20 protein-coding genes and 4 pseudogenes are annotated in these 26,054 nt (G+C 55.0%); 10 read left to right on the top strand and 14 right to left on the bottom strand.

What is annotated here, in order from left to right:
- Nucleotides 1–47: 47 nt before the first annotated feature.
- On the bottom strand, nucleotides 48–1,397 hold the full coding sequence (locus ACT3UM_RS23535; protein WP_498902428.1) for a Na+/H+ antiporter family protein: 1,350 nt from the start codon (nucleotides 1,395–1,397) through the stop codon (nucleotides 48–50).
- Nucleotides 1,398–1,563: 166 nt separating this feature from the next.
- Here ACT3UM_RS23535 and ACT3UM_RS23530 point away from each other — a divergent pair, with 166 nt between their 5' ends.
- The 6 genes and pseudogenes from ACT3UM_RS23530 to mntR all read left to right on the top strand — a co-directional run bounded on the left by ACT3UM_RS23530 (nucleotide 1,564) and on the right by mntR (nucleotide 5,710).
- Complete coding sequence (locus tag ACT3UM_RS23530) at nucleotides 1,564–2,772, top strand: MFS transporter (protein ID WP_498902427.1); 1,209 nt, start codon at nucleotides 1,564–1,566, stop codon at nucleotides 2,770–2,772.
- Nucleotides 2,769–2,894, top strand: a complete 126-nt coding sequence (locus ACT3UM_RS23525) for a hypothetical protein (RefSeq protein ID WP_498902426.1) — start codon at nucleotides 2,769–2,771, stop codon at nucleotides 2,892–2,894. Before ACT3UM_RS23530 ends, ACT3UM_RS23525 begins: the two co-directional genes overlap by 4 nt.
- A 26-nt stretch (nucleotides 2,895–2,920) precedes the next feature.
- Entirely contained in the window at nucleotides 2,921–3,370 is a 450-nt protein-coding gene (locus ACT3UM_RS23520; protein WP_498902425.1) for a potassium channel family protein, read from the top strand.
- Nucleotides 3,371–3,401: 31 nt separating this feature from the next.
- Nucleotides 3,402–4,409: pseudogene (locus ACT3UM_RS23515) on the top strand (cation:proton antiporter domain-containing protein); the annotation flags it as partial.
- 141 nt (nucleotides 4,410–4,550) lie between these two features.
- Nucleotides 4,551–4,943 (top strand): NAD-binding protein, encoded by a 393-nt coding sequence (locus ACT3UM_RS23510; RefSeq protein ID WP_498902429.1) that lies wholly within the window; start codon nucleotides 4,551–4,553, stop codon nucleotides 4,941–4,943.
- A gap of 287 nt (nucleotides 4,944–5,230) precedes the next feature.
- Nucleotides 5,231–5,710, top strand: a complete 480-nt coding sequence (mntR, locus tag ACT3UM_RS23505; protein WP_498902424.1) for a manganese-binding transcriptional regulator MntR — start codon at nucleotides 5,231–5,233, stop codon at nucleotides 5,708–5,710.
- A gap of 7 nt (nucleotides 5,711–5,717) precedes the next feature.
- Here mntR and ACT3UM_RS23500 read toward each other — a convergent pair whose 3' ends face one another.
- The 4 genes from ACT3UM_RS23500 to ACT3UM_RS23485 all read right to left on the bottom strand — a co-directional run bounded on the left by ACT3UM_RS23500 (nucleotide 5,718) and on the right by ACT3UM_RS23485 (nucleotide 8,267).
- Nucleotides 5,718–6,395 (bottom strand): RES family NAD+ phosphorylase, encoded by a 678-nt coding sequence (locus ACT3UM_RS23500; RefSeq protein WP_498902423.1) that lies wholly within the window; start codon nucleotides 6,393–6,395, stop codon nucleotides 5,718–5,720.
- Between the two features lie 11 nt (nucleotides 6,396–6,406).
- Nucleotides 6,407–6,805: an antitoxin Xre-like helix-turn-helix domain-containing protein gene (locus ACT3UM_RS23495; RefSeq protein WP_427386855.1), complete on the bottom strand. Its 399-nt coding sequence runs from the start codon at nucleotides 6,803–6,805 to the stop codon at nucleotides 6,407–6,409.
- 103 nt (nucleotides 6,806–6,908) lie between these two features.
- Nucleotides 6,909–7,634, bottom strand: a complete 726-nt coding sequence (locus ACT3UM_RS23490) for a DUF3750 domain-containing protein (protein ID WP_498902422.1) — start codon at nucleotides 7,632–7,634, stop codon at nucleotides 6,909–6,911.
- A gap of 138 nt (nucleotides 7,635–7,772) precedes the next feature.
- The gene (locus ACT3UM_RS23485; RefSeq protein ID WP_498902421.1) at nucleotides 7,773–8,267 is read right to left on the bottom strand and encodes a fructosamine kinase family protein; all 495 of its coding nucleotides are present in this window, start codon (nucleotides 8,265–8,267) and stop codon (nucleotides 7,773–7,775) included.
- A 231-nt stretch (nucleotides 8,268–8,498) separates the two neighbouring features.
- Between ACT3UM_RS23485 and ACT3UM_RS23480 the strand changes: the two are divergent.
- Together ACT3UM_RS23480 and ACT3UM_RS23475 are read left to right on the top strand one after the other, a co-directional pair.
- Nucleotides 8,499–8,738 (top strand): annotated as a pseudogene (locus tag ACT3UM_RS23480) (IS1380 family transposase); the annotation flags it as partial.
- A 367-nt stretch (nucleotides 8,739–9,105) separates the two neighbouring features.
- Nucleotides 9,106–10,986 (top strand): monovalent cation:proton antiporter-2 (CPA2) family protein, encoded by a 1,881-nt coding sequence (locus tag ACT3UM_RS23475; protein ID WP_498902420.1) that lies wholly within the window; start codon nucleotides 9,106–9,108, stop codon nucleotides 10,984–10,986.
- A 68-nt stretch (nucleotides 10,987–11,054) separates the two neighbouring features.
- On the opposite strand, the gene ACT3UM_RS23470 is transcribed toward ACT3UM_RS23475, so the two are convergent.
- Nucleotides 11,055–12,272, bottom strand: a complete 1,218-nt coding sequence (locus ACT3UM_RS23470) for a hypothetical protein (RefSeq protein WP_498902419.1) — start codon at nucleotides 12,270–12,272, stop codon at nucleotides 11,055–11,057.
- Nucleotides 12,273–12,558: 286 nt separating this feature from the next.
- Nucleotides 12,559–13,875 (bottom strand): DUF3422 family protein, encoded by a 1,317-nt coding sequence (locus ACT3UM_RS23465; RefSeq protein ID WP_498902418.1) that lies wholly within the window; start codon nucleotides 13,873–13,875, stop codon nucleotides 12,559–12,561.
- Between the two features lie 244 nt (nucleotides 13,876–14,119).
- Here ACT3UM_RS23465 and ACT3UM_RS23460 point away from each other — a divergent pair, with 244 nt between their 5' ends.
- Nucleotides 14,120–14,932: a CmcJ/NvfI family oxidoreductase gene (locus ACT3UM_RS23460; protein ID WP_498902417.1), complete on the top strand. Its 813-nt coding sequence runs from the start codon at nucleotides 14,120–14,122 to the stop codon at nucleotides 14,930–14,932.
- 47 nt (nucleotides 14,933–14,979) lie between these two features.
- Here ACT3UM_RS23460 and ACT3UM_RS23455 read toward each other — a convergent pair whose 3' ends face one another.
- From ACT3UM_RS23455 to ACT3UM_RS23425, 7 genes and pseudogenes are all read right to left on the bottom strand, one after another.
- Entirely contained in the window at nucleotides 14,980–15,948 is a 969-nt protein-coding gene (locus tag ACT3UM_RS23455; protein ID WP_498902416.1) for an LLM class oxidoreductase, read from the bottom strand.
- 155 nt (nucleotides 15,949–16,103) lie between these two features.
- A complete protein-coding gene (locus ACT3UM_RS23450) occupies nucleotides 16,104–16,523 on the bottom strand; it encodes a phosphate-starvation-inducible PsiE family protein (RefSeq protein WP_176303196.1) in 420 nt (139 codons plus the stop codon).
- 142 nt (nucleotides 16,524–16,665) lie between these two features.
- On the bottom strand, nucleotides 16,666–19,404 hold the full coding sequence (locus ACT3UM_RS23445) for an ATP-dependent Clp protease ATP-binding subunit (protein WP_498902415.1): 2,739 nt from the start codon (nucleotides 19,402–19,404) through the stop codon (nucleotides 16,666–16,668).
- A gap of 269 nt (nucleotides 19,405–19,673) precedes the next feature.
- Complete coding sequence (locus ACT3UM_RS23440; RefSeq protein ID WP_498902414.1) at nucleotides 19,674–21,731, bottom strand: putative bifunctional diguanylate cyclase/phosphodiesterase; 2,058 nt, start codon at nucleotides 21,729–21,731, stop codon at nucleotides 19,674–19,676.
- On the bottom strand, nucleotides 21,728–22,183 hold the full coding sequence (locus ACT3UM_RS23435) for a FixG Ig-like domain-containing protein (protein WP_498902413.1): 456 nt from the start codon (nucleotides 22,181–22,183) through the stop codon (nucleotides 21,728–21,730). Before ACT3UM_RS23435 ends, ACT3UM_RS23440 begins: the two co-directional genes overlap by 4 nt.
- A 99-nt stretch (nucleotides 22,184–22,282) precedes the next feature.
- On the bottom strand, nucleotides 22,283–23,692 hold the full coding sequence (locus ACT3UM_RS23430) for an aminotransferase-like domain-containing protein (RefSeq protein WP_498902412.1): 1,410 nt from the start codon (nucleotides 23,690–23,692) through the stop codon (nucleotides 22,283–22,285).
- Nucleotides 23,693–24,243: 551 nt separating this feature from the next.
- Nucleotides 24,244–25,687 (bottom strand): annotated as a pseudogene (locus ACT3UM_RS23425) (IS1182 family transposase).
- Nucleotides 25,688–25,835: 148 nt separating this feature from the next.
- Between ACT3UM_RS23425 and ACT3UM_RS23420 the strand changes: the two are divergent.
- Nucleotides 25,836–26,054, top strand: a pseudogene (locus ACT3UM_RS23420) (integrase); the annotation flags it as partial.

Here is a 26,054-nt window from a genome sequence, read left to right as displayed (position 1 = left end):
AAAAAGGGACAACAGCGTTGTCCCTTTTTAGTTTGAAGATAGAGCTTTTAGAGCATCATTGCCGCTAGCCAGCCAAAGCCTACTAACGGAATGTTGTAGTGTAGAAACGTCGGCACCACGCTGTCCCACATATGATCGTGCTGACGATCAACGTTTAGGCCAGATGTTGGCCCCAAGGTAGAGTCAGAAGCGGGCGAGCCAGCATCACCCAATGCCGCTGCCGTGCCCACCAGAACTACCGTAGCCATGGGTGAAAAGCCAAACTGTACCGCCAAGGGCACGAAGATCGCGGCAATAATCGGGATGGTTGAGAACGATGAGCCAATACCCAGCGTAATAAATAGCCCTACCAGCAGCATTACCAGCGCTGCTAAGCCTCGGTTATCGCCAAATAGCGCAAAGGCTCCTGACACCAGAGCATCAATTTCACCGGTAGTTTTCATTACCTCTGCAAAGCCCGCCGCAGAGATCATGATAAAACCGATCAGCGCCATCATGCGCATACCGCTAGTAAATAGATCGTCAGCTTCACGCCACTTAAAGATGCCGCCCATTGAAAGCAGACCAATCCCTACCAAGCCCCCCAAAATCATCGAGCCGCTATAAAGCTGGAGACCGAGCGCTGCGACGATCGCCACCCCCGACATAACAAGCCCCAGCATATGCGGTTTGGAGGGCGTATGGCCTGCGGTAACGTTGGCGTTAGCGATATCTTCGGCTTGATACTCACGCGGGCGGCGGTAACTCCAAAATAGCGCAACGATTAGCCCCAGCGCCATGCCCCCTACCGGCACCGCCATGGCCAGCGGCACCATGCCCCGAGTAATCTCTAAACCTAGCGGCTCCCCAGCGCTATTTAAGTTGGCCAAAAGAATATCATTTAGAAAAATCGCCCCAAACCCTACCGGAAGCAGCATATACGGCGCCGTTAAACCAAACGTAAGCGCACATGCTACTGCGCGTCGATCCAGCTTTAAGCGATTCATCACGGTTAGCAGCGGTGGAATCAGCACCGGTATAAAGGCAATATGCACCGGGATCGCGTTCTGAGAAGAAATAGCCACCAACAGCACTGCCGTTAGCAACAGCATTTTGACCCGCGTCTGTTGCGCAACGCTGGCCTCTTCTTTACCCAATAACGTAATCAACCGATTAGCCAGCATATCCGGTAGGCCAGAGCGGGAGATCGCCACCGCAAAGGCCCCCAAGGTGGCGTAGGCCAGTGCTACCTGGGCCCCGCCGCCAACGCCTGTATTAAAGGCGTCCAGCGTTTGTTCTAGTGACAACCCGCCCACTAGACCACCGACTAAAGCGCCCACCACAAGCGCAAATACTACCGAGACACGTGCAAGCGACAGTGCCACCATCACCAGCACCGCAAGAATTACTGCATTCATGAAAAGTCCTAGAGCTATTGGAAGGTCATTAACGGCAAAGGGGGCGGATTTTAGCAGATTAATAGCGTAAAACTAATACTGCCTTACTTGCCTATTCCTAGCTTCTAAAAGCGCACAACGCATGCGATAGTGAGCTAACTGTTAGCCTGCCAATAAAGAGAACACCATGGCATTCGTTCGCAACCACTCGCTGCTGTTGATTATATTAGGAAGTTTGGTTCTTTCCACAGCCATGGGCTTACGCCATGGCTTCGGGCTCTTTATGGAGCCGCTTAGCAGCGAATTGGGCTGGGGGCGCGGCGTATTTGCTTTTGCGCTCGCCTTACAAAACCTGGTTTGGGGCTTATCGCAACCCTTTACCGGGGCACTGGCGGATCGCTTCGGTGCGGCCAAGATTATTGTGGTTGGCGGTTTGCTGTATGCCTTGGGGCTACTGTTTATGAGCCTCTCTACCTCAGTGCTGGGCATGACGGTCAGCGCTGGGCTGTTGATTGGCCTTGGCCTCTCTGGGACAACCTTCTCGGTGATCCTTGGCGCTGTTGGTCGTGCAGTGGCACCTGAAAAACGCAGTATGGCCATGGGCATTGTTAGCGCGGCAGGCTCGTTTGGGCAGTTCGCGATGCTGCCCGGCACACTTGGTTTGCTAGAGTGGCTAGGCTGGGCGGCAGCGCTAATGGCCATGGCCGCCATTGCCACTGTTATCATTCCTTTGGGAGCCATGCTGCGTGATAAGCCCTCCGCCAAAACGGCATCCGATTTAAGCCTGAAAGATGCGCTCAATGAAGCCGCTGGCCAAAAAGGCTTCTGGCTACTCTGTTTAGGCTTTTTTGTCTGCGGCTTTCAGGTGGTATTCATTGCCGTACACCTCCCCGGCTACTTATTCGATAACGGCCTGGCGGTGCAAGTGGGAACAACGGTACTGGCGCTAGTGGGGCTGTTTAATATTGTCGGCACTTATACGGCAGGATGGATGGGCGGCATCTGGTCAAAACCCAAGCTGCTCACCTGGCTCTATTTGATTCGCGGCGTGGTAATTACGGCGTTTGTTTATTTGCCGTTGAGCCCTGTGAGCGCTTATATATTTGGTATCGTCATAGGGTTACTATGGCTCTCCACCGTGCCACTGACCAACGGCATTGTGGCTTCCGTCTTTGGTGTTCGCCACCTCTCCATGCTGGGCGGCATCGTATTTCTGTTTCACCAGTTAGGCTCTTTTATGGGGGTATGGCTAGGTGGCTATTTTTATGACCTTACTGGCAATTACAATACAGTATGGCAAATGGCTATTGTGCTCTCGGTCGTCGCTGCTGCACTACATTGGTTTATCAATGAAAAGCCGCTCGAGCGCTCGCAGCCAACAACGGTGGCCTCATGACAACCAATAACTCACTCAAGGCCATGGCGGCCATTCTGCTGCTTATCTGCTTAATGCTCGCATGGTGGGGCTGGCGGCATATGGATGCTGCCTTACTACTGATGGGAACTCGGTTATGCTAACGAGCAAAGGTTGACTACTTGTTAAGATGACTATTCCCTACCCTGAGCATGTCACCGTGGTGGTAACCACCTTTATCACCGTGGTCATTGCGGTGCTGCTTCACTATGAAGCCCTGTGGCTTATTTCGCACCAAATAGAAAAATCTCGACGTCCCCACCGACAACGCATCCTGGGGATGGCGTTTGGCGTGTTAATGACACACATTGCTGAAATTTGGCTGTTCGGGATTACTGGCTGGTGGTTAACCGACCAGTTAAGCATCGGCGCTTTACAAGGGTACGACAGCTTCAACGTCCTTGATTATATCTTCTTCTCTGCGGTGACCTATACCACCGTGGGCTATGGCGATATTTATGCCATGGGGCCGGTACGCTTTCTGTACGGCACGCTGGCCTTAACAGGCTTCGTTTTGATCACTTGGTCAGCATCGTTCACTTTTATAGAAATGCAAAAGCACTGGCGGGTTGGCAGATAGTCAGCACCGTGACGCGCTCTAGGGATCCGGCATGTTTGAAGTGGTTATTCTATCGGTAGCATTTGTTTTTGGCATCGCAGCGCGGCAGCTAAGTTTACCGCCCCTTGTAGGGTTCTTAGCAGCAGGGTTTGCACTCAATGCCTTTGGCCCCAGTATTGGCCTCCCAAGTGATGCGGGCCCACTACTTGAGCACCTTGCCCATCTAGGGGTTCTGCTACTGCTGTTCAGTATTGGTCTTAAACTCAATATCCGCAGTTTGGCAGAGCCCGTTGTGCTGGGAAGCGCCTTTATACACTTGGCAATTACCTGTCTGTTGTTTACAGCAGGTTTTGTTGTTTTTCTATCGCTGCCTCTGGACAAAGCGATCCTACTGGCCATTGCACTGTCTTTTTCAAGCACGGTATTAGCGGCCAAAGTACTCGAAAGCAAACGCGAATTACGCGCCCTACACGGCCGAATTGCGATTGGCATTCTAATTATTCAAGATCTAGTGGCTTTAGCGGTTCTTAGTGTCTACAGCGGTGACTCCCCTAGCCCCTGGGCCGTGCTGGTTTTTTTGGTACCACTATTAAGGCCGGTACTTTATTGGCTTATGAACGCGGCGCAGCACGATGAACTGCTGGTGCTACTAGGCGCCGTATTAGCTATTGCCGTTGGCGGCATGGGCTTTGAAGCAGTGGGTTTAAGCTCTGAAGTAGGCGCTTTGGTCATGGGCCTGCTGCTGGCCAAACACCCCCGTGCGCAGGAATTATCAAAGGCGCTCTGGGGGCTGAAAGAAGTGTTGTTAGTCAGCTTCTTTCTGCAGATAGGCATGGCCGGCTTACCTGATAAAGATGCGCTGCTATTTGCAGCTATCCTGGCAGTTCTGCTTCCGCTTAAAGGGATCCTGTTTTTTGCACTACTCATTGCTTTCCGAATCAGGGCACGCAACGCCTTTTTGGGCGGCTTAAGCTTGACGGCTTACAGCGAGTTTGGCCTGATCGTCGCTGCAAGCACTTTGCCAGAGTGGCTTGTTCCGCTAGCAATTACCGTTGCGCTATCCTTTGTTATCGCTGCACCGCTTAACCGCATCGCCCATCAACTGTTTGATCGTTGGGAAAATAGCCTGCTCCGTTTTGAGCGGTACGCCCGACATCCTGACGAGCAGCCGGTAAACTTAGGTAGCGCTACCATTCTGGTATTGGGCATGGGTAGAACAGGTAACGCCGCCTACGATTTTTTTACCGATAAGGGTTTGGCGGCAGTGGGGATTGATTCAGATCCCAATAAAATAAATACTCAACAGCATGTTTTTTATGGTGATATCGAGGATGTGGGTTTTTGGCACCACCTTGATATTGCGCAAATAACAGCTGTTACGCTAGCCACTCCGGAACTTGAAAGCAAGCTTATTGCCACCCGCGAACTACGCGAAGCGGGCTTCACTGGCCACATTATTGCGGGCATCCACTTCCAGGATGAAGCCGAACCGCTGCATGCCGCTGGAGTAGATCAAACGTATTTGCTGATGACCGGTGCTGGCATCGGTATTGCTGAGAAAACCTGGGAATGCCTGCAGTCGCCGCCGTCGTAAACGCTTGAATACGTAGTGCTAACCAATTTGACGATGGCGCCAAAAACGCATCAGCCCCCCCCCTGCTTGGGCGAGAACAACAGCGCCATAAAGACCAACAGAGCCATACCTTGATTGCGCTTACTCGTTGCCTCTCACTTTTTGTTCATGAACGATAAGGGGACTTTAGCTCCACAAGAAAGCTTTGTGCAAACAGTTTAGCCTTGGCTAACAATATTGCACAAAAATACGTTACCATCCCCCGACTATCCAATGATTGTTCCCACTGCTTCCGATATAATTTACCAATGACTGATTCTAATCCGAACGCCTCATTGACTACCCCAAGCATTCCTGGAGATGCACTGCCCCCTGTGGAGCAGCATGCCCAGCAGTATGCAACGGTGCGAAATGCCCACGAAACCGAACTGATCGAAGACTATGTTGAGCTAATTGGCGACCTGCTGGCTCACCGCGGTGAGGCGCGTGCGGCAGACATTGCCAACCGTATGGCGGTCAGCCAGGCGACGGTCTCAAAAATGATTCGGCGGTTAAATGAGCTGGAGCTGGTCACTAGTAAGCCATATCGCTCGCTGTTTCTAACCGAAGCGGGTCAAAAAATGGCAGAAACGTCACGCGCCCGCCACGATATCGTGCTGCATTTCTTGCGTGCGCTTGGCGTTAAGGATTCAACGGCACGCATTGACGCAGAAGGTATGGAGCACCATGTGAGCGATGAAACGCTAGCCATTATGCAGCGCTTTACCGAGCAGCAGCAGAACAGCTAAACGCTGATTATCGCCGAGAAAAACGTAGATGGTTCACCTGGGAAATAGCACCGTTCCAAATCATCTCCAAGTGGGTGGTTTGGATAATGTCGGCCACGTTGGTGGGCGTCATCAATGCCCAACAGCGTGCATTGAGCTTGCGAACAGAGTGGTAGCGAAGCCCGTCCATAGATCGCCGAACGTCATCACCGAATGGCCGCGAGACTGAGTAATCATCTGGCGCATAAATAGCATGGTCGATAGGTAGCGCCAGCGCATCGCCTAGTCCCCCTTCATCAAATATTGCCTTTAAACCACGAAAGACAAATCGCTCGTAGTGCAACTCTGGAACATTTTGCCAATACACTTGCTGATGATGCTTTACCTCCGCAATGGCCGTTTCAAGCGTATCGGCTAAATAGAGCCCCCCAAAGCTGCCATCACTAAAGCGCGAGCCCTGTGGATTGACATGGGTAAACGGCGCAACCGCATAGGAGCAGCCACGAATACCGAAAGGGATGCGTTCCGGCGGGAGTAGCGCTAAATTACCGACTTCATTCTGTAACCGCGGATTGGTTAATGCCTGCAGTGCATGCAGCGCGGTAAACTCTTCAGCGCTTGCCACATCATCAAAGAGATCAATCGGTGGAAACTTACTATTGACCAAGCGATAGCCCGTCACTTCCCGAGCGGGCAACTTATTCACGTCAGCGGCCTTTACCACTGACCACCTCGCAGGCTATCGACGCGCTTGAACGTTTCATAGAGCGCGGCAAAATCCCCCGACCCCATAATTTCCAGTGGGGTGCGACCATTAAAGTAAGGGTTATGGTTAATCATATTAACGAACCCATACAGGTTCTCTGGATTATCAAAGATCACCCGCAGCGACGCGTGGATATTAAGCAAGTAGCTGATCCGGGTAAGCTGATCGCTATCCAGTTTAATCTCAGCAATATCGCCCCGCCGGGCACGGGCGTAGGTGCTATGGGAAACCCGTAAGATCGCCTCGCCCTGCTCGCCAGACGCGCGCCATTTATCCAAAATCCGCACCGCCGCTTTTAAACCCGCTGCAGCCGCTGCTCGGTTTTGAGCAATGTTTTGTGCCGTTTGCATGGTTACTCCTCGCAACCCATCTACAAATACTATTTATCTGCAAATACTATTTTAGTATAAAAGTATCTGTAAATATATACTCAGCGCTTTATATCATGATTGTTCAGCTACCTGACACCCGCGCGGGCATTCCTAGCCGCCCTATGCCCGGTAGTTTCAAGGCGGGCCGCATCACATCAATACCAAAGCTCAAGCCTAACAAGTTAAGCTCAATGCCTTCCTCTTTTGCCAGCATAAGACCCAACACGCCACCAAGAGAGAGCTGGTAACCCGTACCACTAGGCGTCGGCGCAAAGACGCTGCCAAATAAAAAGTCTTTCCCTACCGCCGTGACCGGTAGTGCCACATCAAAACCTTCAACCTCACGGGCAACCCAGGCAATAAAGGTATTGCTGTTTGGCCCTGGCCATACACGATAACGCTCAGCGCTTGGGTAGCGTTCAGTCGCTTCGAGAATCTTAGGTATCAGTGCTGCGGCTGCATCACCGCGATAATCCGCAAGCAGCATTGGAGCATTACCAAACCAAGCACGGTCGGGCATATCGATGACATTGACGACCGTTGGACGACGCCAGCTCATCACCTGAAGAATGCGGTAATCCGGCTCACCTTCTGGTTTAAACGCAATCCAGGGATGCACACCAAAGGCACCGCGCCAGTTGTAAGCATTAGCAGCATAAACTTGCACCACTGCCTCGCTAGAACTCTCGGGCAAGGGCGCTAAGCCTGCAGAGGTGCGATCAAGGCTAGACCAGTGCACATCTGTCGCAATGGTACCGCTTGCCAGCATCCAGGCAGGGCCCGCTAATAGCAGCGCCAACAGTGCCATAAGGCATAAAAGCCAGCGTAATATTGATCTGATCATAGGTGGTTATGTATCCATTGCCTGCAAAGTAACTCAATCTTGCGCGCACTTAGTAGTAAGCCCTCTGCCAAATGAGGGGTAATAAAAGTCGAGCTAGTGGCACTAAGCTTGGTAAGCCTCTAGCTTAATTACCGCGTGCTCCAAAGCCGCTCGATAACTTCCTCCAAACAAGAACACATGGTTAAGTAGCGGGTAAAGCTGGAACAGCGCCTCTCGCCTTGGCCAATCAGCGGGCGCGTTACCATTCCAGTATGCTTCAAAAAACGCCTCACCGGGTGATCCGAAGAGGGTTAACATCGCCAAATCGACTTCTGAGAAATGACGATAGGAACCTGTTTCCAACGCCTCCATCACCAGCCACTCACCCTCTTGGGCGAGCACCGTTGGGATAATCAAGCTACTGTTAGCACTCGCGAGGGCTCGTAACCCATCCGCTTCACCCGCCAGTCGCGCTGGATCATCCCTCTTCACCACTACATCACCAGCATCCGTGCTCAGCCGATAAGTAGCGGCACTATCGCCACCGCTTAGGGGTTGCAGCGCACCTTGGGGGCTAAGCCCTGCATCGTTGAGTAGTGTTTTGAGTGTACTGTTCATAGTGGGACCTCCGTTAACCAAGGTTAACTGGAAATCTGACTGAGTTCATGGTGTTCGATAACTTAGGCGAGGACTAGATAGGCTTTGCAATCAGAGAGGAAAAAGATCATGCCGTGTGCTTCGGGTATCGGCCAGAAGCCGCCATTGAGACTTTCCTGATGTAACGCCAACATTCAGCAGCGTCCTTTACGTAGCGAAGCGGAGAAAAGGCCATCCGGTGGAGGGCCGAAGGCCCAGAACGAACTAGAACTAATGGTTAGATTGAAACAATATCCGCACGGCCTGAGCTGCCTGATGGGGAATCAAAACCGTAAGAGGTGGAGCCTAATGAGGTTTCGCGAGCAGGTGCTAAAAGTCGCCGCCACGCTCACCATGCATGCATTGCGGGTGACCTTGCACCTGGGAGCCGCCGCCGACAATTGGTGGCCAACCCTGATGCGAGGAGGGCCAAGATTGGCCGCATTGTCCTAACCGCCACCACGACCGCCTTTCTTAAGGCATCGTCCAGTGGTCGAGGGGGCCGTGAGCAAGCGCCCCGCCCTCTTTACTTGATATTATAAGCGACAAGTATTTAGAGAATAAATGAGCATATGTGGCGGTGCTGCCATGTCGTTGGCAGAAGAATAAGAGCCGGAAGCGTGCGATCAGCCACTTTAACAAGACCGTGATGAATCACACGGGTTACCAGTTGACGGTTATGGCCACGCTGATCATTGGGGTGAAGAAAACAGGTCTGTCCCCATTTTTGTCCCCCATTTTCGATACCGGAAGCGAAATGCAGCCGTTGGTCTAAGGTTAGAAGAGCGGATTTCTAGTTTTCGACCTACGGACATGACTAATGACTGACTACTTTGTTCAGGCGTTTATCTACCTGGTGGCGGCGGTAATCGCGGTGCCACTGGCCAGACAGTTCGGGCTGGGGTCGGTACTTGGTTATCTGGTGGCCGGTGTGGTTATAGGCCCGGTGACGGGGCTGGTGGGCCAGGAGGCCCTCACTCTTCAGCATTTTGCTGAGTTCGGCGTGGTAATGATGCTGTTCCTAGTGGGGATGGAGCTTGACCCCAAATCCCTCTGGGCCATGCGGGTCCGGCTGCTCGGTCTTGGCGGCCTGCAGGTTACACTGACTGCAGCCGCCGCCACTTGTTTTGCTTGGTCCCTGGGGATGGCCTGGCAAACAGCCGTGGCGGTAGGGTTTCTCTTCTCCCTTTCCTCAACAGCGATTGTCTTGCAGACACTTACCGAAAGGGGCCTAGTCAAAACCGAAGGTGGGCAGAGTGCCTTCTCAGTGCTGCTTTTCCAGGACATTGCGGTGATTCCCATGCTGGCCGTCATCCCTCTGCTGGCCGTGTCCGGAATGACCGGTAGTGGCAGCGAGGGCGGGCATAGCAGCCTCAGCCTGGTTGAGAACCTGCCGGGCTGGGCGCATGGGCTGGCCGTTGTCGGCGCGATCGTGATCGTGATTATCTGTGGCCATTACCTGAGTAGGCCGCTGTTCCGCTACGTGGTGCAATCCGGCATGCGGGAAGTATTCACCGCCGCGTCCCTGATGCTGATTATCGGCATCGCGGCGCTCATGAGCCTGGTGAACCTCTCGCCTGCGCTCGGCGCATTCCTGGCCGGTGTGGTCCTCGCCAACAGCGAATTCCGGCACGAGCTGGAAGCCAATATCGAACCTTTCAAGGGGCTGCTACTAGGGCTTTTCTTCATGACAGTAGGCGCGGGAATCAATTTCGGCGTTCTGGCGGCTTCCTGGGATACGATCTTTCTTCTCGCCCTGGCGGTTATCATTGGCAAGACGCTGATTCTGTTTGGCCTGGCTTTCGCATTCGGCATCCGCGGCAGTGAAGGCTGGTTGTTCAGCCTCGGGCTGGCCCAGGCCGGTGAGTTCGGGTTTGTGCTGCTGACCTACAGTACCCAGAACCAAGTTATCCCTGCAGACACCGCTCAGGTGCTGTCACTGGTGGTGGCCCTGTCCATGTTCCTGACACCGCTGTTGTTCATTGTCTATGACCGGGTGGTGCTGCCGCGCTATCAGAAGGCTTCCAATGAAGAAGCAGAGCCGGATGAGATAGAAGAGCAGGCCCCGGTGATCGTGGCAGGGGTCGGCCGCTTCGGACAGATCGTGTGTCGTTTGCTTCGCGTCAACAACATTCCCAGCGTAGCCCTGGACCATGCTCTGGATCAGATCGAAAATCTGCGCCTGATCCAACTGAAAAGTTACTTTGGCGACGCCACCCGCATCCAGCTACTGGAAACCGCCGGCATTGCCGAGGCACGCCTGCTCGTCGTCGCCATCGATGACCGCGACCGGGCCGTGAGCCTGGTGCGTCACGTCAAACAGCTTTACCCGGAGGTTTGGATACTGGCCCGCGCCTTCGACCGCGGCCATGGTTACGAGCTGCGTGAAGCCGGCGCCGACGACGTGGTGAGCGAGACCTACTACTCCGCTCTGGAACTCGGCGGCGAGGCCCTCACGGCCATGGGCGTCCACCCACAACGGGCCCGCCGGATGACCCACTCCTTTATCGCCAGTGAAAAAGCCCACGAAGATCAACTGTTCGACACATGGCGCAATATAGAAGAAGGCATTCACTTCAGCCCGCGCTACGGGGAGTTGTTCATGAAGCTCGAAGAGTCATTGGATCATGCCATGCGGGAGGACGCACGGCTAACCGAGGACGAAACACTGGCATGGACACCACCAAAGAACAATGGTTGATCGCGAAAACAAAGAGGCAATAAAAGGCCGTCCCACGTTTGGTTGCGTCTTTTAATTGTCGCCGCGCATCAGCGCTTATCCGCTTCTTGGTTGCGGCGTCGCTGCCGGTAGCCATAAGTAGCGTTTCTGACGGTTTCTTCATCTTCCAATCCGGCCCCCAGGGCACCAGCGATGGTGGCAACCGAAGTCGCGAGCCAAGCAAGGGCAGTATAATCTAAAAGGCTGGCCGCTTGGCCGAGTTGCTCTTCCAGCATGTTGGCCGGAATGAAAACGAGGACCGTGAAACAGAACAGACCCAGTAGGATCGTATAATAGAATATGACCCCAGTACTTAGCGTCAGTACAGTGACCGTATTATAGAGGCGAACCAAGTGTGGCAATGGGGAGTTTCTTATCGACTCCCAAAGAGAATGCGCAAGAATGATCCAGGCGATCATCGCCACCATGGAGACTCCCATCAGAAGAACAAGGCGAGGCCAGCCATAATTGGCGCTGAGCTTCCAAAGGGTGGGAAACACTAGGCCATAGGCGCCGGTCGCGAACGCTACTGCGATGACGCCCTTGAAAGCAGGAAAGATGGTCCAGGGGCGGTTGGCGCGCACCATGCCGGCCAGGATGCGAAGATTGCCGTTAATCCATGAATCGGCAATGAAGCGAACGTCGAAGGACTCTCCCTCGCCCGATCGCGTGACCCGCCGTATTGGGAACAACTTCTCGTAGAGGCGCCTGCCCAGTAGTTGCCAGGCACCTTTGCCACGCAGGCTCTCGTGAACTTTATAGGATTGCTCGGTACGCTGCTCTTGGCGAGCACGGTCCTCTTCCGAGCTGCCATGATGCAATTCGTTGACCAGTTGCAGAATCGCTTCGCTCAGGCGACGGCGTACCGCGGTAATGCCGAAAGCGGGTAATGAGATTATTGCAACGCCATGCACCGTGCTGGTTTCAGCGATCACGAAACGTCCATGCTTTTGGATCGGCAAATCGGTAATGCAAATCGCGTAGTCCCACTGCTGATGCCGCTTGTATTCGAGAATACTCCCGATGATATCGGTGGAAACCTCTGCAGCGCCGATCAACGGATCAACGATCAGTTGAACCTCCCAGCTCAACCGGTCATCGACGTAGTTGGCCAGAAGTTCGGGTAACTGGTCGATTACCTTTTCGGCCATCTCAGCGGACATCTCCGGAGCAGGTACTAGGCCCACCACTTTTCGGCATGGGTTAACCGTCTGGATCCCTTCTGCTGCGGGCTGCTTGATGTAGACCTCGTTTTGAGCCTTGGTCATAAGCGCTCCTTGACGACGTAGCTAGCGGACTTAGGAGTGGGCCCCTGTAAAGCCCGCCTAGTATATCCAAGCTTAGATGAAGATTAGCATAGCGCGACTCTCGCTATAGTCATTGGAGAAATTGAAACCAAAAATTGAAGCCGGGCCCCATCAGCCGGCCTTGCTCGCTGCCCTACCCCTACCCCAAGAGATTAGATGACTGGGTCCATTAAATGCTGGCATCCCTACCGGCCGCTCCACGATTACCCCATTCCGCGCTTCAAGCCGGTAGTTCGTATTAAGACTTTTACAACGCCGTGGAATCCTCGTGGGCATGTCTGATCCGACGAACCCTCCACCAGATCGACAGCATCACGACGGGTACCAGTACCGACATCACCGGTGTGACAACATCGTAAATGAATGGAATTCCCTTCAGGAAATAGCCTGAAAGACTCACGACGTAATACGAAATTGCTGCCACAGACAGCCCTTCAACCGTTTGCTGAAGACGCAATTGCAGCTTGACTCGGTTGTTCATCGACGCCAGCAAGTCCCGATTCTGACGTTCCAGTTCGACATCGACCCAGGAGCGCAGCAGTGAGATGTTTCGGGTCAGTTCGTCGGAGAGCTTGGCCTGGCGCTCTTTAACCGAAAGGCAGGTTCGCATCGCAGGAGCAATACGACGCTGAAGGAAATCCCACCAGGTGAAGTATCCGGACACCCCCTCTTCCAATAGCGCTGCCAACCTCTCTTCAACGATCTCGTAGTAAGCCCGGCTGGCGCCAAATCGATAGAGATTCGCAGCAACGCAGGCCTCCAGTTTTGCCGCCAGACTGGTCAATTCTGACAGAAGTAGGTGGTTGTCACGCCGCGATTCCGAGTTCGTAGACATCTCATCAGTCATCATGGCCAGTTGTGACTCCATGCTTCGCAGCTCCGTCGTCATTGACCTGGTCAATGGCAACGACAACAAGGCCAAGGTCCGATAGGTCTCAATCTCCAGAAGGCGTTGCGCCAGCGCCCCCGCTCGCGCGGGTTTCAAATCACGCGCAAGGATCAGGATGTGCGTCAGGCCGTCTTCATCCTGTCGGAAATCGGTCAGGATGGCAGCGTTCCCACTTTCTACCAGCGAGTAACAAAGGCTGGAAGGATCGAAGCGATCTACCTCCTTCTCAGTATCTGAATTCCATGGAAGAAAGGTCAGGCGCACGCCCGATACCACCGGGCCGGGAGGGATGAATCCATGCTTGAACGGATTCTCGCCGCATGGTTCTCCTGTTTCGGGATCAAGCTCGGCACACCACAGATACGTGGAATACTCCGAGTGCTTTTCGCAATGCAGTCCTCCGTCTTCCCAGGTCAAGCCATGAAATGCGGTAGATTGGTCAGGCTCAGCCACGCGGAGACGATCAGACAACTCATTCATCGCCAACTTATCCTTGGTCAGATTTCCTCCCGTCATGAAAGCGAACTGCAACATCTCCCTCGGGGCCTGAATCATGAGGTGTGGGCGTGCATGCACTTCGTTCACGGCCGCCGCCCTATCGGCATAGGCCGGCATTCCATACACGGTGTCGGTTGAGGCCGGCTGACCGTTCGGATTGTGGGTCGACTCGGCCATAATGACCTCAGGTTGACGGGTAAAGGAAATACAGAGTGGGACTCTAGTAACACTATAGCTCACTACGCGAAGGTAAACCCTGTGAGCGATTACGCCGCGACGTAACATTTGCCAAAGAACAGGGTCAAGGCAGGGAAAGTTCCCTTCTGATGGCCTACACTTGGTAGTGAAGAAACCTACACCAGCTATCACGCCTCCACGGTGCCACCACTCTGGACGCGTTCAGCGGACCAGGAGGTGTTTCTTGCAGCGCACAACGGACATGCCCGCCAGCATCACCACGACGCTCACCTATCTGGTCAAGCACGACGCGAAGCCCTATGTGCATACCGAGGCTCTGACCGGTGACAGTGAACCGCAATACTTTGCAGAACAAGAGGAGCGCGAAGTCACGATATATAACGGCCGACCGCTGGTAGACAGCCTTTCTCTGGACAAGCAGGGATTCGAACTTCATCGGCGGGATACTGTGGTCGACGACCTTTACGACGATACGTTGGTGGAAAGCGTCTACTACGCCGAAGTCGAGGCTTTGATCAAAGAACTGACGGGGGCGAGCCGGGTCGTCATCTTCGACCACACTCGGCGTAGCGATGCCGAGCAACGGGGCATTCACGGCCCGGCCAGCCGCGTGCATAATGACTACACCGAGCGCTCGGGGCTTGAACGTATCCGCGAAGTGCTGGGCAGGGATCAGGCCGACGCGGTGCCAGTGGCTCAGATCAACCTCTGGCGCCCGATAAGCGGGCCCGTCAAGAGTTCGCCGCTGGCCCTGCTGGACGCATCGACGCTCGACCCCGATGACCTGCTGGCCACCGACCTGGTCTATCCGGACCGTATCGGTGAGATCTACCACCTGGCGTACAATCCGCTCCAGCGCTGGTACTATTTTCCGGACATGCGCCGTGACGAGGCCTTACTGATCAAAGGGTATGACTCACGTCACGACGGCCGTGCACTCTTCACCCCCCATACGGCCTTCCAGGACCCCCATACGCCGCCAGGAGCACCGCCTCGCGAGAGTATCGAGGTTCGCACTCTCGCCTTCTTCGGCTAGATTTTGAACACTGGCGATAGCCTACCCGTATAGTTCCCGGCTGGCTTTTATGCCGGCATAGCGAAGTCAGGTAAAACGAATTGGCCGATTTCCTCAACGACCTCGCCGGCAGGTCGTTGGCCGTATTTCAAATTGATAATCACATGGTTTACGCCGATCTCCTGCAACCTGTGGAGCAGCGCAATAAGGTGATGCCGTCCCAGTTGATACCCCAAGTGGATCGGCCGTGGGGGTGTCTGCGGGTTATCTGTCAGGTCGAGGTAAAGTGACTGGGTGAAGGGTTTGAACAGCTCGCCACATCCATCACGAACCGCCGTGCGCCAGCTCTCGACAACCACTTGCTGGGCCTTCGGGGGGCGCGGATAACTAATCCATCCATGACTGTAGCGGGCGATCCACTCCAGCGTCTGGCGGCTATGGCCGGTCACGAAGAATGGAATTTCCGCTGTGGTTGGCTTGGGAATCAGATCGGCTCCCTGAAGCGTGCCGTCGGACCAGGTTAAAGGCACGAAACTGCTGGACTGAACCTCGCGAAATACCTTGAGATATTCGCGGAACAGGCTGCCGCGTTGCTCCGGATCAACACCGAATGCCGGAAACTCTACCGGACGGTCACCGGAAGCCACGCCGAGTAACAGACGGCCACCGCTGAGTTGATCGACACTCGTTGCGGCCTTGGCAGTGTGTAGTGGATTACGGATTGGCAGGATGACCGACGCGGTACCCAGCGCAATCGAACGGGTGTGTGCGGCCATAAAACCCAGGTAGACCCAGGGATCGAACACCTGGCCCGAATCCCCGAAGCTGGGGTCGCGTAACGGCACGTCCCGAAACCAGAGAGCAGAGAAACCCAGTTGTTCGGCACGTTGGGCCAAGCTTACCTGGTTGGTCATAGTCGGCATATCGCCGGTAAAGGCTTCGAGAGGGAAGAAAAGGCCAAGGCTCAGGCGGCCTTGGCGGTAGGTGCGCTGAAAGCCAGCTTGTTGCTGATAGGGAATGGAATTCGGAGTAAACATGCTTTTTCCTCCATTTGCTCCCGCTGCAAGGCAGCGAGATACAGCGATACAGTCGAGGCAACAACCTACCCGACCCAGGTTGATACTCACTGAGCATCATGGTGTCATGATTTGCGCACCTCACTCTCGTAACGACCCTCCCGCTAGCCTCTTCACTATTCGCGCTTCTGCCTCCCCTCCTGCTCTCGCACCAGCCAGTAGATTGCGCCGAGAGCCAGAATCGCCGCGCTCAGCCCCAGCAGAGTCATGGGGTCGATCTTTGTGGCATCGAGGATAATGAACTTTCGAACCAGAGCGAGGAGCGCAATTAGCAGGACGGTCTTGATTTGCACGATACTATTCTGACGCTCGGCTATACTCAGCACGGAATGATTGAATTCCAGGGCAATCAGTAACGTCATGACCATGCCGAAGACCACTTGGAAGACAGATTGGTTGGCAGGATCGACAACACCAAGCACAATCAGCGTGAGGATGCGCCAGGTCAGATGGACGAGAGCCACCGCGACCACGAGACTGAGCAGCAGCGTGAGAATTATCGCCACAATCTGCTCGAAGCGCTGGTAGTAGGACATGTTCGGCCAAGCAAGGCGTGTCTCTGAGAACCGTCCAGCGAGTGCGGAACCTACGCGGCGCGACCTACTACCGCCACCCCCTTGTAGGGGCTTTCCTCTGGACATGTATCATGCCCTCCTGTCCGCCGCCCGCGCGGCTTCGTCACTCCGGTTCGGAGGCAGGCACCATTGTTTCCTTCTCCCAATGGATTTCACCTCGATCCTTGTCGTAGATGAAGCGCAGGCTATCGCCTTCCTCTATTTCGCCGCGCAATACGGCACTCGCAAGGCGCGTCTCGATCAGGGATCGGATCTGGCGACGAAGTTCGCGCGCACCGAACTCTGGCCGGTAGCCGACATCCGCCAAATGGTCGACGAGCGAGTCGTCAAACTCTACCGCCAAGCCCTGCCCGTGGGCGAGACGCTTCACGCGCTCGAGCTGCAGACCTACGATGTCACGGATCTGTTTGCGGTCGAGTGCGTGGAATACGATGATCTCATCGATGCGGTTGATGAACTCCGGGCGGAGATAGCGACGAAGCACGTTCAACAGTTCCGACTTCAATTCCGCGGCGTCCTTGCGCTCGTCCTCCGGGGCCTCGAGGTTTTCCCGGATGAGATCAGAACCGATATTGCTTGTGGCTATTATGATGGTATTGGTGAAGTCCACCACACGCCCCTTGCCATCAGTGAGCCGCCCATCCTCGAAGACCTGCAGCAGCACGTTCTGGACGTCCATGTGCGCTTTCTCGAACTCGTCAAGCAGAACGACGCTGTACGGCTTTCTCCGTACCCTTTCGGTAAGCTGCCCCCCCTCCTCGAACCCGACGTACCCAGGAGGCGCCCCGATGAGGCGCGCGACCGTATGCCGCTCCATGTACTCGCTCATGTCAACGCGGATCATCGCCTCCTCATCACCAAATACTGTTTCCGCAAGGGCTTTGGTCAGCTCTGTCTTTCCCACGCCCGTGGGTCCGAGAAAGAAGAAGGTTGCGATGGGACGGCGACGGTCGCCGAGCCCGGCTCGTGACAGGCGCACGGCATCGGATACGGCAGTTACCGCCTCGTCTTGACCGATAACACGCTCATGTAGACGCTGTTCCATCTCCATTAGCCTGGTGCGTTCCTCGGTGGTGAGCTCTGCCACCGGAACGCCGGTCAGACGCGAAACGATCTGTGCCACATCCTCGACGCCCACCTGGTTAGCGCTAGTGCTTCGGGTCGTGTTCCATTCCTCCAGGCCTTGGTCATAGTCGCCCTGGTGTTCTTCGATACGAGCTTCCAGCGCGTTCGCGCGCTCGAAATTCTTGCGGTTGGATGCGTAGTCACGCTCGCGCCGCAATTGATTGATCTGCGCACCAAGCTCGTGAAGCTCCGGCGGCCGCGACGTGCCGCCGATTCGTACCCGGGCAGCCGCCTGATCTATCAGATCAATGGCCTTATCCGGCAGGAACCGGTTGGTGACGTAGCGGTCGGCCATCTCGACGGCGGCGACAATCGCCTCGTCGGTGATCGTCACCTTGTGGTGAGCCTCCAGTCGATCCCTGAGCCCTCTTAGTATATTGATGGTCTGCTCAATCGTTGGTTCGGCGACGAACACCGGTTGCAGCCGCCGCTCTAGCGCTGCGTCTTTTTCGATGTGCTTCTGGTATTCGGCCAGCGTGGTCGCCCCGACCAAATGCAGTTCGCCACGCGCCAGTTGGGGCTTGAGGGTATTCGCGACGTCCAGCCCGCCTTCACCCCCGGTCGATCCGGCGCCGACAATGGTGTGCAGCTCGTCGATGAACAGCACAATCTCGTTTTGGTGGGACGTAATCTCGTCGAGGACTTGTTTGATCCGCTCCTCGAATTGACCACGATACTGGGAGCCCGCCACCAGCGAATTGATGTTTAGCTCAACCACCCGTTTGTTCTGCAACAGGTCCGGCACTTCGTTGTGAACAATTCGCTGCGCCAGCCCTTCGACAATGGCGGTCTTGCCGACCCCCGGCTCACCGATAAGAACGGGGTTGTTCTTGCGGCGCCGGGAAAGAACCTCGATCAGGGTCTCAACCTCGGCCGCTCGCCCGATCACCGGGTCCAGCTTGTCCTCGTTAGCCAATGCCGTAAGATCCCGACTGTACTTGTCCAGGGTGGGCGTGTCGCTTTGCTCCGGCAGCCGCCCCTCCTGTGCCCCCTTTCCGACCACCTGCACAGCCTTCTGCCGAAGACCGTGTGCAGAGAGCCCATAACGGTTCAGCAAGTCGCTGGCCAGCCCCTCCTCCTCGGCTAGACCGATCAGAAGGTGTTCGGGACCAATATAGCCATGCCCGAGGTCTCTCGACGCCTGGAAGGCGCGCTGTAGCGCGGCTTTCACCCGTGGGGAAACTCCGATCTTTGTAGGTCCGTCCGTTTCGGGTTCGCTCGCAGCTTTGGGCGTCAGTTGCTCAATCTGGGCCTTGAGGTCCTTGGCCGATAGCTGGTATCGCTTGAGGAGCGCCTGCACCACATCGTTATCGGCCAGCGCGTAAAGCAGGTGGCTGGTATCAATCAGCTGCGAACCCCACTCCGTCGCGGTAGCCGCGGCTTGCTGCAGAATCTGCTCGCTTTGCTCGCTAAGTAAGTCACCGAGAGCGACCGATGCGCTATCCTGCGGCCGGCCGTTCTCTCGGCTGGCGACACTGCCAAAGCCGAAATCCTCGTCTCGCGCCAGCCGCTCGAAGAAATCGTCGGCGAGCAGCCCGCTTCCAAAAAGGGATTCAAACGGAGAGGCACTTCGTGCTCTTAGGCGCAAATAATCCGTTTGGCATACGTTGAGAGTGCGTCTGCGACCGGCCTGTGAAACGGTCACCTGCAGAGCCGCAGGGCGTTGCTGGCAGATATCGCATGATATTTGCTGTGATTTTTCTGGACTCTTGTTCATGATCCCTCCTTTGTACCGTTGTATGGCTTACAACAGTCATATTGGAACCGCTAAGCCTTGGAGAAGAGGCGGAGCCCAGTAAAACTTGGGAGGGGGCAGAGCCCGGGAGAAGATTAAATAAGTATAGCCCGAGGTAGACTGAAAGCAAGGCGGCACGAAGCAGCAGGGCCCCGCCATCCCGGGCGAATGAACCGCCAGCACCAACTCCATACCCTGGTTCTTTTTTACTGCTGGCCGTGTTCGAACAAGCCGCATCAACACAAACCGCGTCAGAGGTGCCTGCCGACATGCCCCACACGCAACAGTTTAGTTAGATCCTCTGTCGGCACCGGCCTTGCGAAGAGGTAACCCTGCATATACCGGCATCCGCTTTCACGCAGCAATCGGCACTGCTCCAGTGTCTCCACGCCCTCGGCGATAACATCCAGATTCAGGCGCTGGGCCATGGCGATGATGGCGTCGGCGATCGCGGCACTGGCCGGATCGCTGGTGATTTCGCGGACGAACGACTGGTCGATCTTAAGTGTATCGATCGGGAAACGCTTCAGGTAGCTCAGGCCGGAATACCCGGTGCCGAAGTCATCCACCGCGATGCTCACGCCGTAATCCTTGAGGCACGTCATCGTTGCGACCGCCGTATCGACATCCTCCATGAGCATGCTTTCGGTCAGCTCGAGTTCCAGGTGTTGCGGGTCAAGTCCGGTCTCCTTGAGCAGTTGTACCACCCGCAGCGCGAGGTCTGCGTGGCGGAACTGTCGGGCAGAGAGGTTCACGCCGATGCGCCCGGGCATCAGGCCACTTTCACGCCAGAGCCGGTTCTGCTCGCACGCCGCACGTAGTACCCATTCCCCGATTGATTCAATCAGGCCTGTCTCCTCCGCAACAGGGATGAACCGCGCCGGCGAGATCATGCCCATGTGGGGGTGATGCCATCGCAGAAGTGCTTCAGCGCCGACGGGGGCACCGCTGTCCACGTCAATACGGGGTTGGTAATACACGCTGAACTCGCCGTGCTTCAGCGCGCCGCGCAGCGCCAACTCCAGGGCCAATCGCTCCGGATCCCGATTGGCCGCCGCCGAGGCATAGGCCAGGTGCATGTTGCGCCCCCGGCCCTTAGCGCGGCGCAGTGCTGACGTGGCATTCTTGAACAGCTCTCCCGAGTCCGCTCCGTCGAATGGATAGGCTGCAGAACCGATGCTGCAGGTTACGCAGATCTCCTGATCGTTGATCCGCAAGGGCTCGGAGACCGACTCAAGGATGCGTTGAGTCCAATACTCGGCATGGAGATCCTGCTGCGTATCTGTCGTGTACATGATCGCAAATTCGTCCCCGCCAATACGGGCCACGGTCGCGGGTATTTCCGCGCATGCGGACAGCCTCTCGGCGATGGCGCGGAGCACCTCGTCTCCGCCCGCGTGCCCCAGGGCGTCGTTGACCAGCCCCAGGCGGTCGAGCCCGACAATCAGAAGTGCCACAGACGAGTTGCTGAGTTGCGCCGACTCGATGGCCTGTTCGAGGCGTTCGTGGAGTGCAGTCCGGTTCGGCAACCGGGTAAGGCCGTCGAATCGGGTTAGATAGTGGATGCGCTCCTCGGACGCCCTGCGGGCCGTGAGATCGTCGACATAGGAGAAGCTGACGGGCTCACCTTCGTACTCGATGTAAGTGGCGGTTACCTCGATGGGGATCAGTCCCCCGTCGCTGCGGCGGGCGAGTGACTCAAGTCGTGCCGAGCCCTGCGCCTTCAACTCGTGCAAATGCTCCCGCCAGACCCCTTCCGTCATGGTGGGATCGATATCGGAAAGCAAGCGTCCTGTAAGGTCTTCGCGGGCGTACCCGAGCATGTCGCAGGCCGCGCGATTGGCATAGCGTACCCGCCCGTCGGCATCGATCTGGAACATCGCGCCCCGCGCGTGATCCACTGCGAACTGGGTCAGCCGCAGCTCCCGCTCAGCCTGCCTGCGCTCCGTGATGTCGCGCGCGGAAGGTACCATATAGGTGACGTTTCCCTTGTCGTCGTAGACCGGATGCAGGCTGAAATCCATGGTCCGCACTCGACCATTGCGATCAAGGATAAGCACGTCAAAACGGGATGTATGCCCCTGTCCGGCGTCCCGTATCGCATCGCGCAGACGTTGCCGGCTCTGGTCTGAGAATCCCCACCAGGGGGTGGCATCAAACGGTCGGCCCAGCACATCCTCAGCTCGCGCGCCAATGGCATCCAACGCGGCTTTATTGGCGTACGTGAGCACACCATTGACGGTCAGTAGACCGGCGAAGATTGACGGAGAAAGCCGATCCATGACCTCATGCACGGGCTGGTCAGTCATCGGATTGTCCCCATAAATTTACTGTTCTCGACGAGTTTCAGTGCCGGATCTTTCACTGATTGAAGATGGAAATTGATAGCACTGACTTCAGTCTCAAGGGACTCTGGTGCAACGGATATGGTAACCGGTAGCTCAACTCTCTCCCCTGCTCCTACAGACACAGTCGCTACAGAGCTCAGTTGCAGGCCGTCCACTCCAGACACACCGATGTTATAACTCTGGCTGTGCTGACCCTTATTGAGGATCTTCAATTCAGAAAGGTTCCATAAGACCGCCTGGCGGTCGCCGCTGGTCAACCAGATCGTTCCAAAATACAGAGTAAAGAGGAGAGCTCCCCCAAGAATTCTCAGGCGCCTGAAATAGCCCTTGAAACTGCGGGTATGAATTTTATCCATGAGCCTGGAGCTGTCAGGCTTGGTATCGATATTGCGAAGCAGTTTATTCTGGCTCATTACTCACTTACATTCGTTCTATTTGAAAGTGAGATTATCCAGTTTCGCCGGATCGGTGCAGGTTCAAATTTTTAATTTTCGATAGGGACAGATGGGCAGTCAGGTGAGATTCAGCAACTCTGGTAGTTGATTCAGGGCATGGATCCTTCGCTCATCCCAGGGATGGGAAAAGCTGACCCTCAGGCAATTGCCATACTTACCCGATGCTGAAAAAAGCGGGCCGGGCGTGATCACAACACCTGCGTCAAGCGCCTTGCGGTAAGCAGCCAAGGTGTCGATTGTTGTGGGCAGTTCCAGCCAGACCGCCAAGCCGCCCTGGGGTACCGTCACTCTCACCGGCACCGGCCAGGCGTGCAGTGAGGCCAGTAACCGGTCGCGCTGCTCTCTCAGCACCTTTCGTCGCCTGCGGAGATGAGCGGACAGTTCACCCTCTTCCATAAAAGCCGCAACGCCTTGCTGCAAATAGCGGCTACTTGCCAATTGAGTCACCATTTTAAGGTGCAGTATCCGCTGATGCCAGCGCGCCCCTGAAATCCAGCCTAGGCGCAGGTCCCTGGATAACACCTTGGAAAACGAACTGCAGTGGATGACCCGATTGTTCTCATCCAGCGCTTTAAGAGTGTCGGGTACCCGGAAAAATCCCGACTCGGCGTATATATCGTCTTCGATAATGGCCAGATCGTACTTTTCCGCCAGCGCCATCAGGCGTCGCCGGGAATCCTCAGGCATCAACGCCCCCCCTGGCGTGGCAAACGCCGGAGACACGACGCATGCCTGGATTTTCCAGCGCTCCAGGGATGCCTCAAGGGCATCCATATCCATACCGCTTGCCGTGGAGGTTGGTATTTCCATGACTTGCAAACCGAGTTGTTCCAGCAGTTGCAGTACACCATAGAAACCCGGCGATTCCACGGCGACGACGTCCCCGCGCTGACAGCAGGCCATTAGCGCCAGGAATAAGGCATGTTGACAGCCAGAGGTTATACATAGTTTATCTGGCGTAACTGCCCACCCTCGTTTAGCCAGCAGAAGCGCAAGCTGCTCCCGCAACTTCATATCGCCTGCCGGTGTGTCGTAATACTGGAAGTCGGCACCACACTGTCTCCGAAGCGCCCTCCCAATGGCCCGGTTGAGACTTACGATTCCTGGTGGCAGTTTGCCGGCATGCAGTTCGGGCAGAAGGTCGAACGCCGCCTTTCGATCCATAATGTCCAGCAGGAAATCACTAACGTTGACGGGGCGCGGGGCATCGATACGGGATATCACCCGAGGTGGTTGCGTGGTTTTTGGCATCAGGGTTACGAAATGTCCTGCCCTAGGCCTAACCTCCAGAATTCCCTGGGCCTCAAGTCGCTGCAGGGCATGCTGGACTGTGGCTTTTGACACACCCTGTTGTGTACATATCTCTCGAATGGATGGTAGACGATCCCCCGGCGTCCAACGACCTTCAATGATGCCTTGCAGTATCCACTGCTCCAACTGCTGATAGCGGTACGTTCCTTCAGCCAAAGAGAGCCTCCCCTGGAACTTAGTGTGGACCATGCCATCATCGGCGTATTAGATTCAGTAATCCACCCATTTAAAAGGGGTTCAAAGGTAGTGCATAGGCCATCATGGCCAACTTCTGTTGAGGGCTTTGGGAGAATCGGGCTTTTGGCCAGGACGACGAATTTAGTACTTTGTGTGGAATTTTAATTGTAACACTTTGATTCTCGGTTTCACGGGTTCGACTCAGAATCAGTATTGCCTCGGGCGTTTTTTTGTTCTTCTTTCGCTCGATTTTCGTCATATTTATTCAAAATTTCATCCTTGCGTTTGAGCAATCCCCTCCAACCGAAATCCGCATGGATTGCCGCTTTGACCGGCACGTCCGCTCAGGGTCCTGGCCGTGTGAAAACAGAAAATATGGCCTGACCCACGACATTCTCTTCTTTTATCGCAGCGGCGCCCTACTGATCCGCTGTTTCAATGATGCTGCCGTTACTTCTTTGCGTTATGAAGCCAGTATAATGTGCCTACTTGGCTTTTAAGGCTTCTTAAAATGCAGGTAAAAGGGCCCGTTACGCCCTTGTAGCCCTTATTAAACCATTCACACCCAAGATCGTTATGACTCGCTTCAAGTTGTAGGCCAACACATGAAGACTCATTTCCGTACTCACATTTTCAAGTCGTTTGGTCATGAAATGTGTCGCCCCCATACAAGCTTTCAACGTGCCAAATGGATGCTCCACCGTTTGTCGCCTTAATCGCATCATTGCAGGGTTCCAATCCAGTCGGGCTTGCGCAGCTTCAAGTACATCTTCGTGTTCCCAACGCTTTATCCGCCTCTGCTTTCCCGTCGTGCATTTCTCCCTTATGGAGCAACTTGCACATGACGAACTCCAATAAGCATGCAGCTTTTGTCCTTTCTCTTCAGATTCAAACCGCCAAGTAAGCCGTTGTCCTGCTGGGCAAGAATATTCATTGCGCTCGGGTAGATAACGAAATGCCGACCCTGGAAAATGCCCCTTTGCCTGACTTGGCGATGTCAGTGGCTTCGGGAGATAAGTCGTAATACCTTCCTTGTGACAGGCCAGGATCTCTTCGCCTTTGAAGTAGCCTCTATCAGCCACAACCTTAAGCTCTTTATTACCGGTGGCTTCCCGAGCGTGCTTAGCCATTTTGAACAGCTGGCCTCGGTCATGGCCGATGTTGGTAACTTCATGAGCGACAATCAGATGGTGCTGGCTATCGACCGCCGTTTGCACGTTGTATCCCACCGTTCCGGTACCTCTGCCACTCGTGGCCATAGCTCTGGCGTCCGGATCCGTTAAGGAGACCTGTTGGTCGGGTGACTGTAAGCGCTTCTCTTCAACCACTTGTAATCTTGACGTCTCTTCTCTCAGCTTCCTGATTTTATCCTTTAGGTGGGCGGTCTTTGCCTCTGCCAGCGCAGGCTCTTCGCGATCAGCCGCGTCAAGTTGGCCCAGGTACCGCTCAAAGCTTTCTTCAATTTGCTCAAGGCGACGCTTCATCTTGGTCGCCGTGAAATTACGATTACGGTTATTGACGGCTTTAAACTTGCTGCCATCGATCGCCACAATAGCTTGTGAGAACAGGTTTAAGCGTCGACAAAGCACGATGAACTCTCGACAAACACGGCGAATGGCCTCGCCATTATTCTTTCGGAAATCGGCAATCGGCAATCGTCTTGAAATCGGGTGTTAAACGCTCAGTCAGCCACATTAGCTCGACATTACGTTGGGTCTCTCGCTCTAACCGGCGACTTGACTGAATACGGTTGAGATAACCATAGATGTAGAGCTTCAGAAGAACAGCCGGATGATAAGCCGGTCTCCCGGTAGCGTGCGGATCAACACCTTTGAAGCCCATATCTTTAAGGTCGAGCCCCTCAACAAATGCCTCAATGGCACGAACCGGGTTGTCCTCGGCGATGAAGTCGTCCAAAAGCGTAGGAAATAACGTGCTTTGGTCTCGGGCCTCGCCTACCACGAATCGCTTCATCACCATTTCCTCTGGGGACCTTGGCAATGTATAGCGGCCACTTCGTTTTCACACAGCCTCGGTCGAGCCCCGACTTTAAATTAACCTTAGCACATGATGTGCACGAATTGATCCATTCTTTGACCTCCACCTGATGGAGGATCATGCCATGAACGTTCCGACTGAAATCTTCTGTACACCTACACCTTGGAATAAAGGCAAGTTGGTTGGACAGAAGGCGCCTCTGCGCCTTCGAGACATCTGGGCCATCCGTGTTCGTCTACAGCTTGCCAAAAAGACGAGAGACCTCGCCCTCTTCAATTTAGCCATCGATAGCAAATTACGAGGCTGCGACCTCGTCAATTTACGAGTACGGGATATAGCTCAT

Source organism: Halomonas sp. AOP13-D3-9 (assembly GCF_052379125.1).
Lineage (GTDB): Bacteria > Pseudomonadota > Gammaproteobacteria > Pseudomonadales > Halomonadaceae > Vreelandella.
This window is presented reverse-complemented; position numbering and strand designations above follow the sequence as displayed.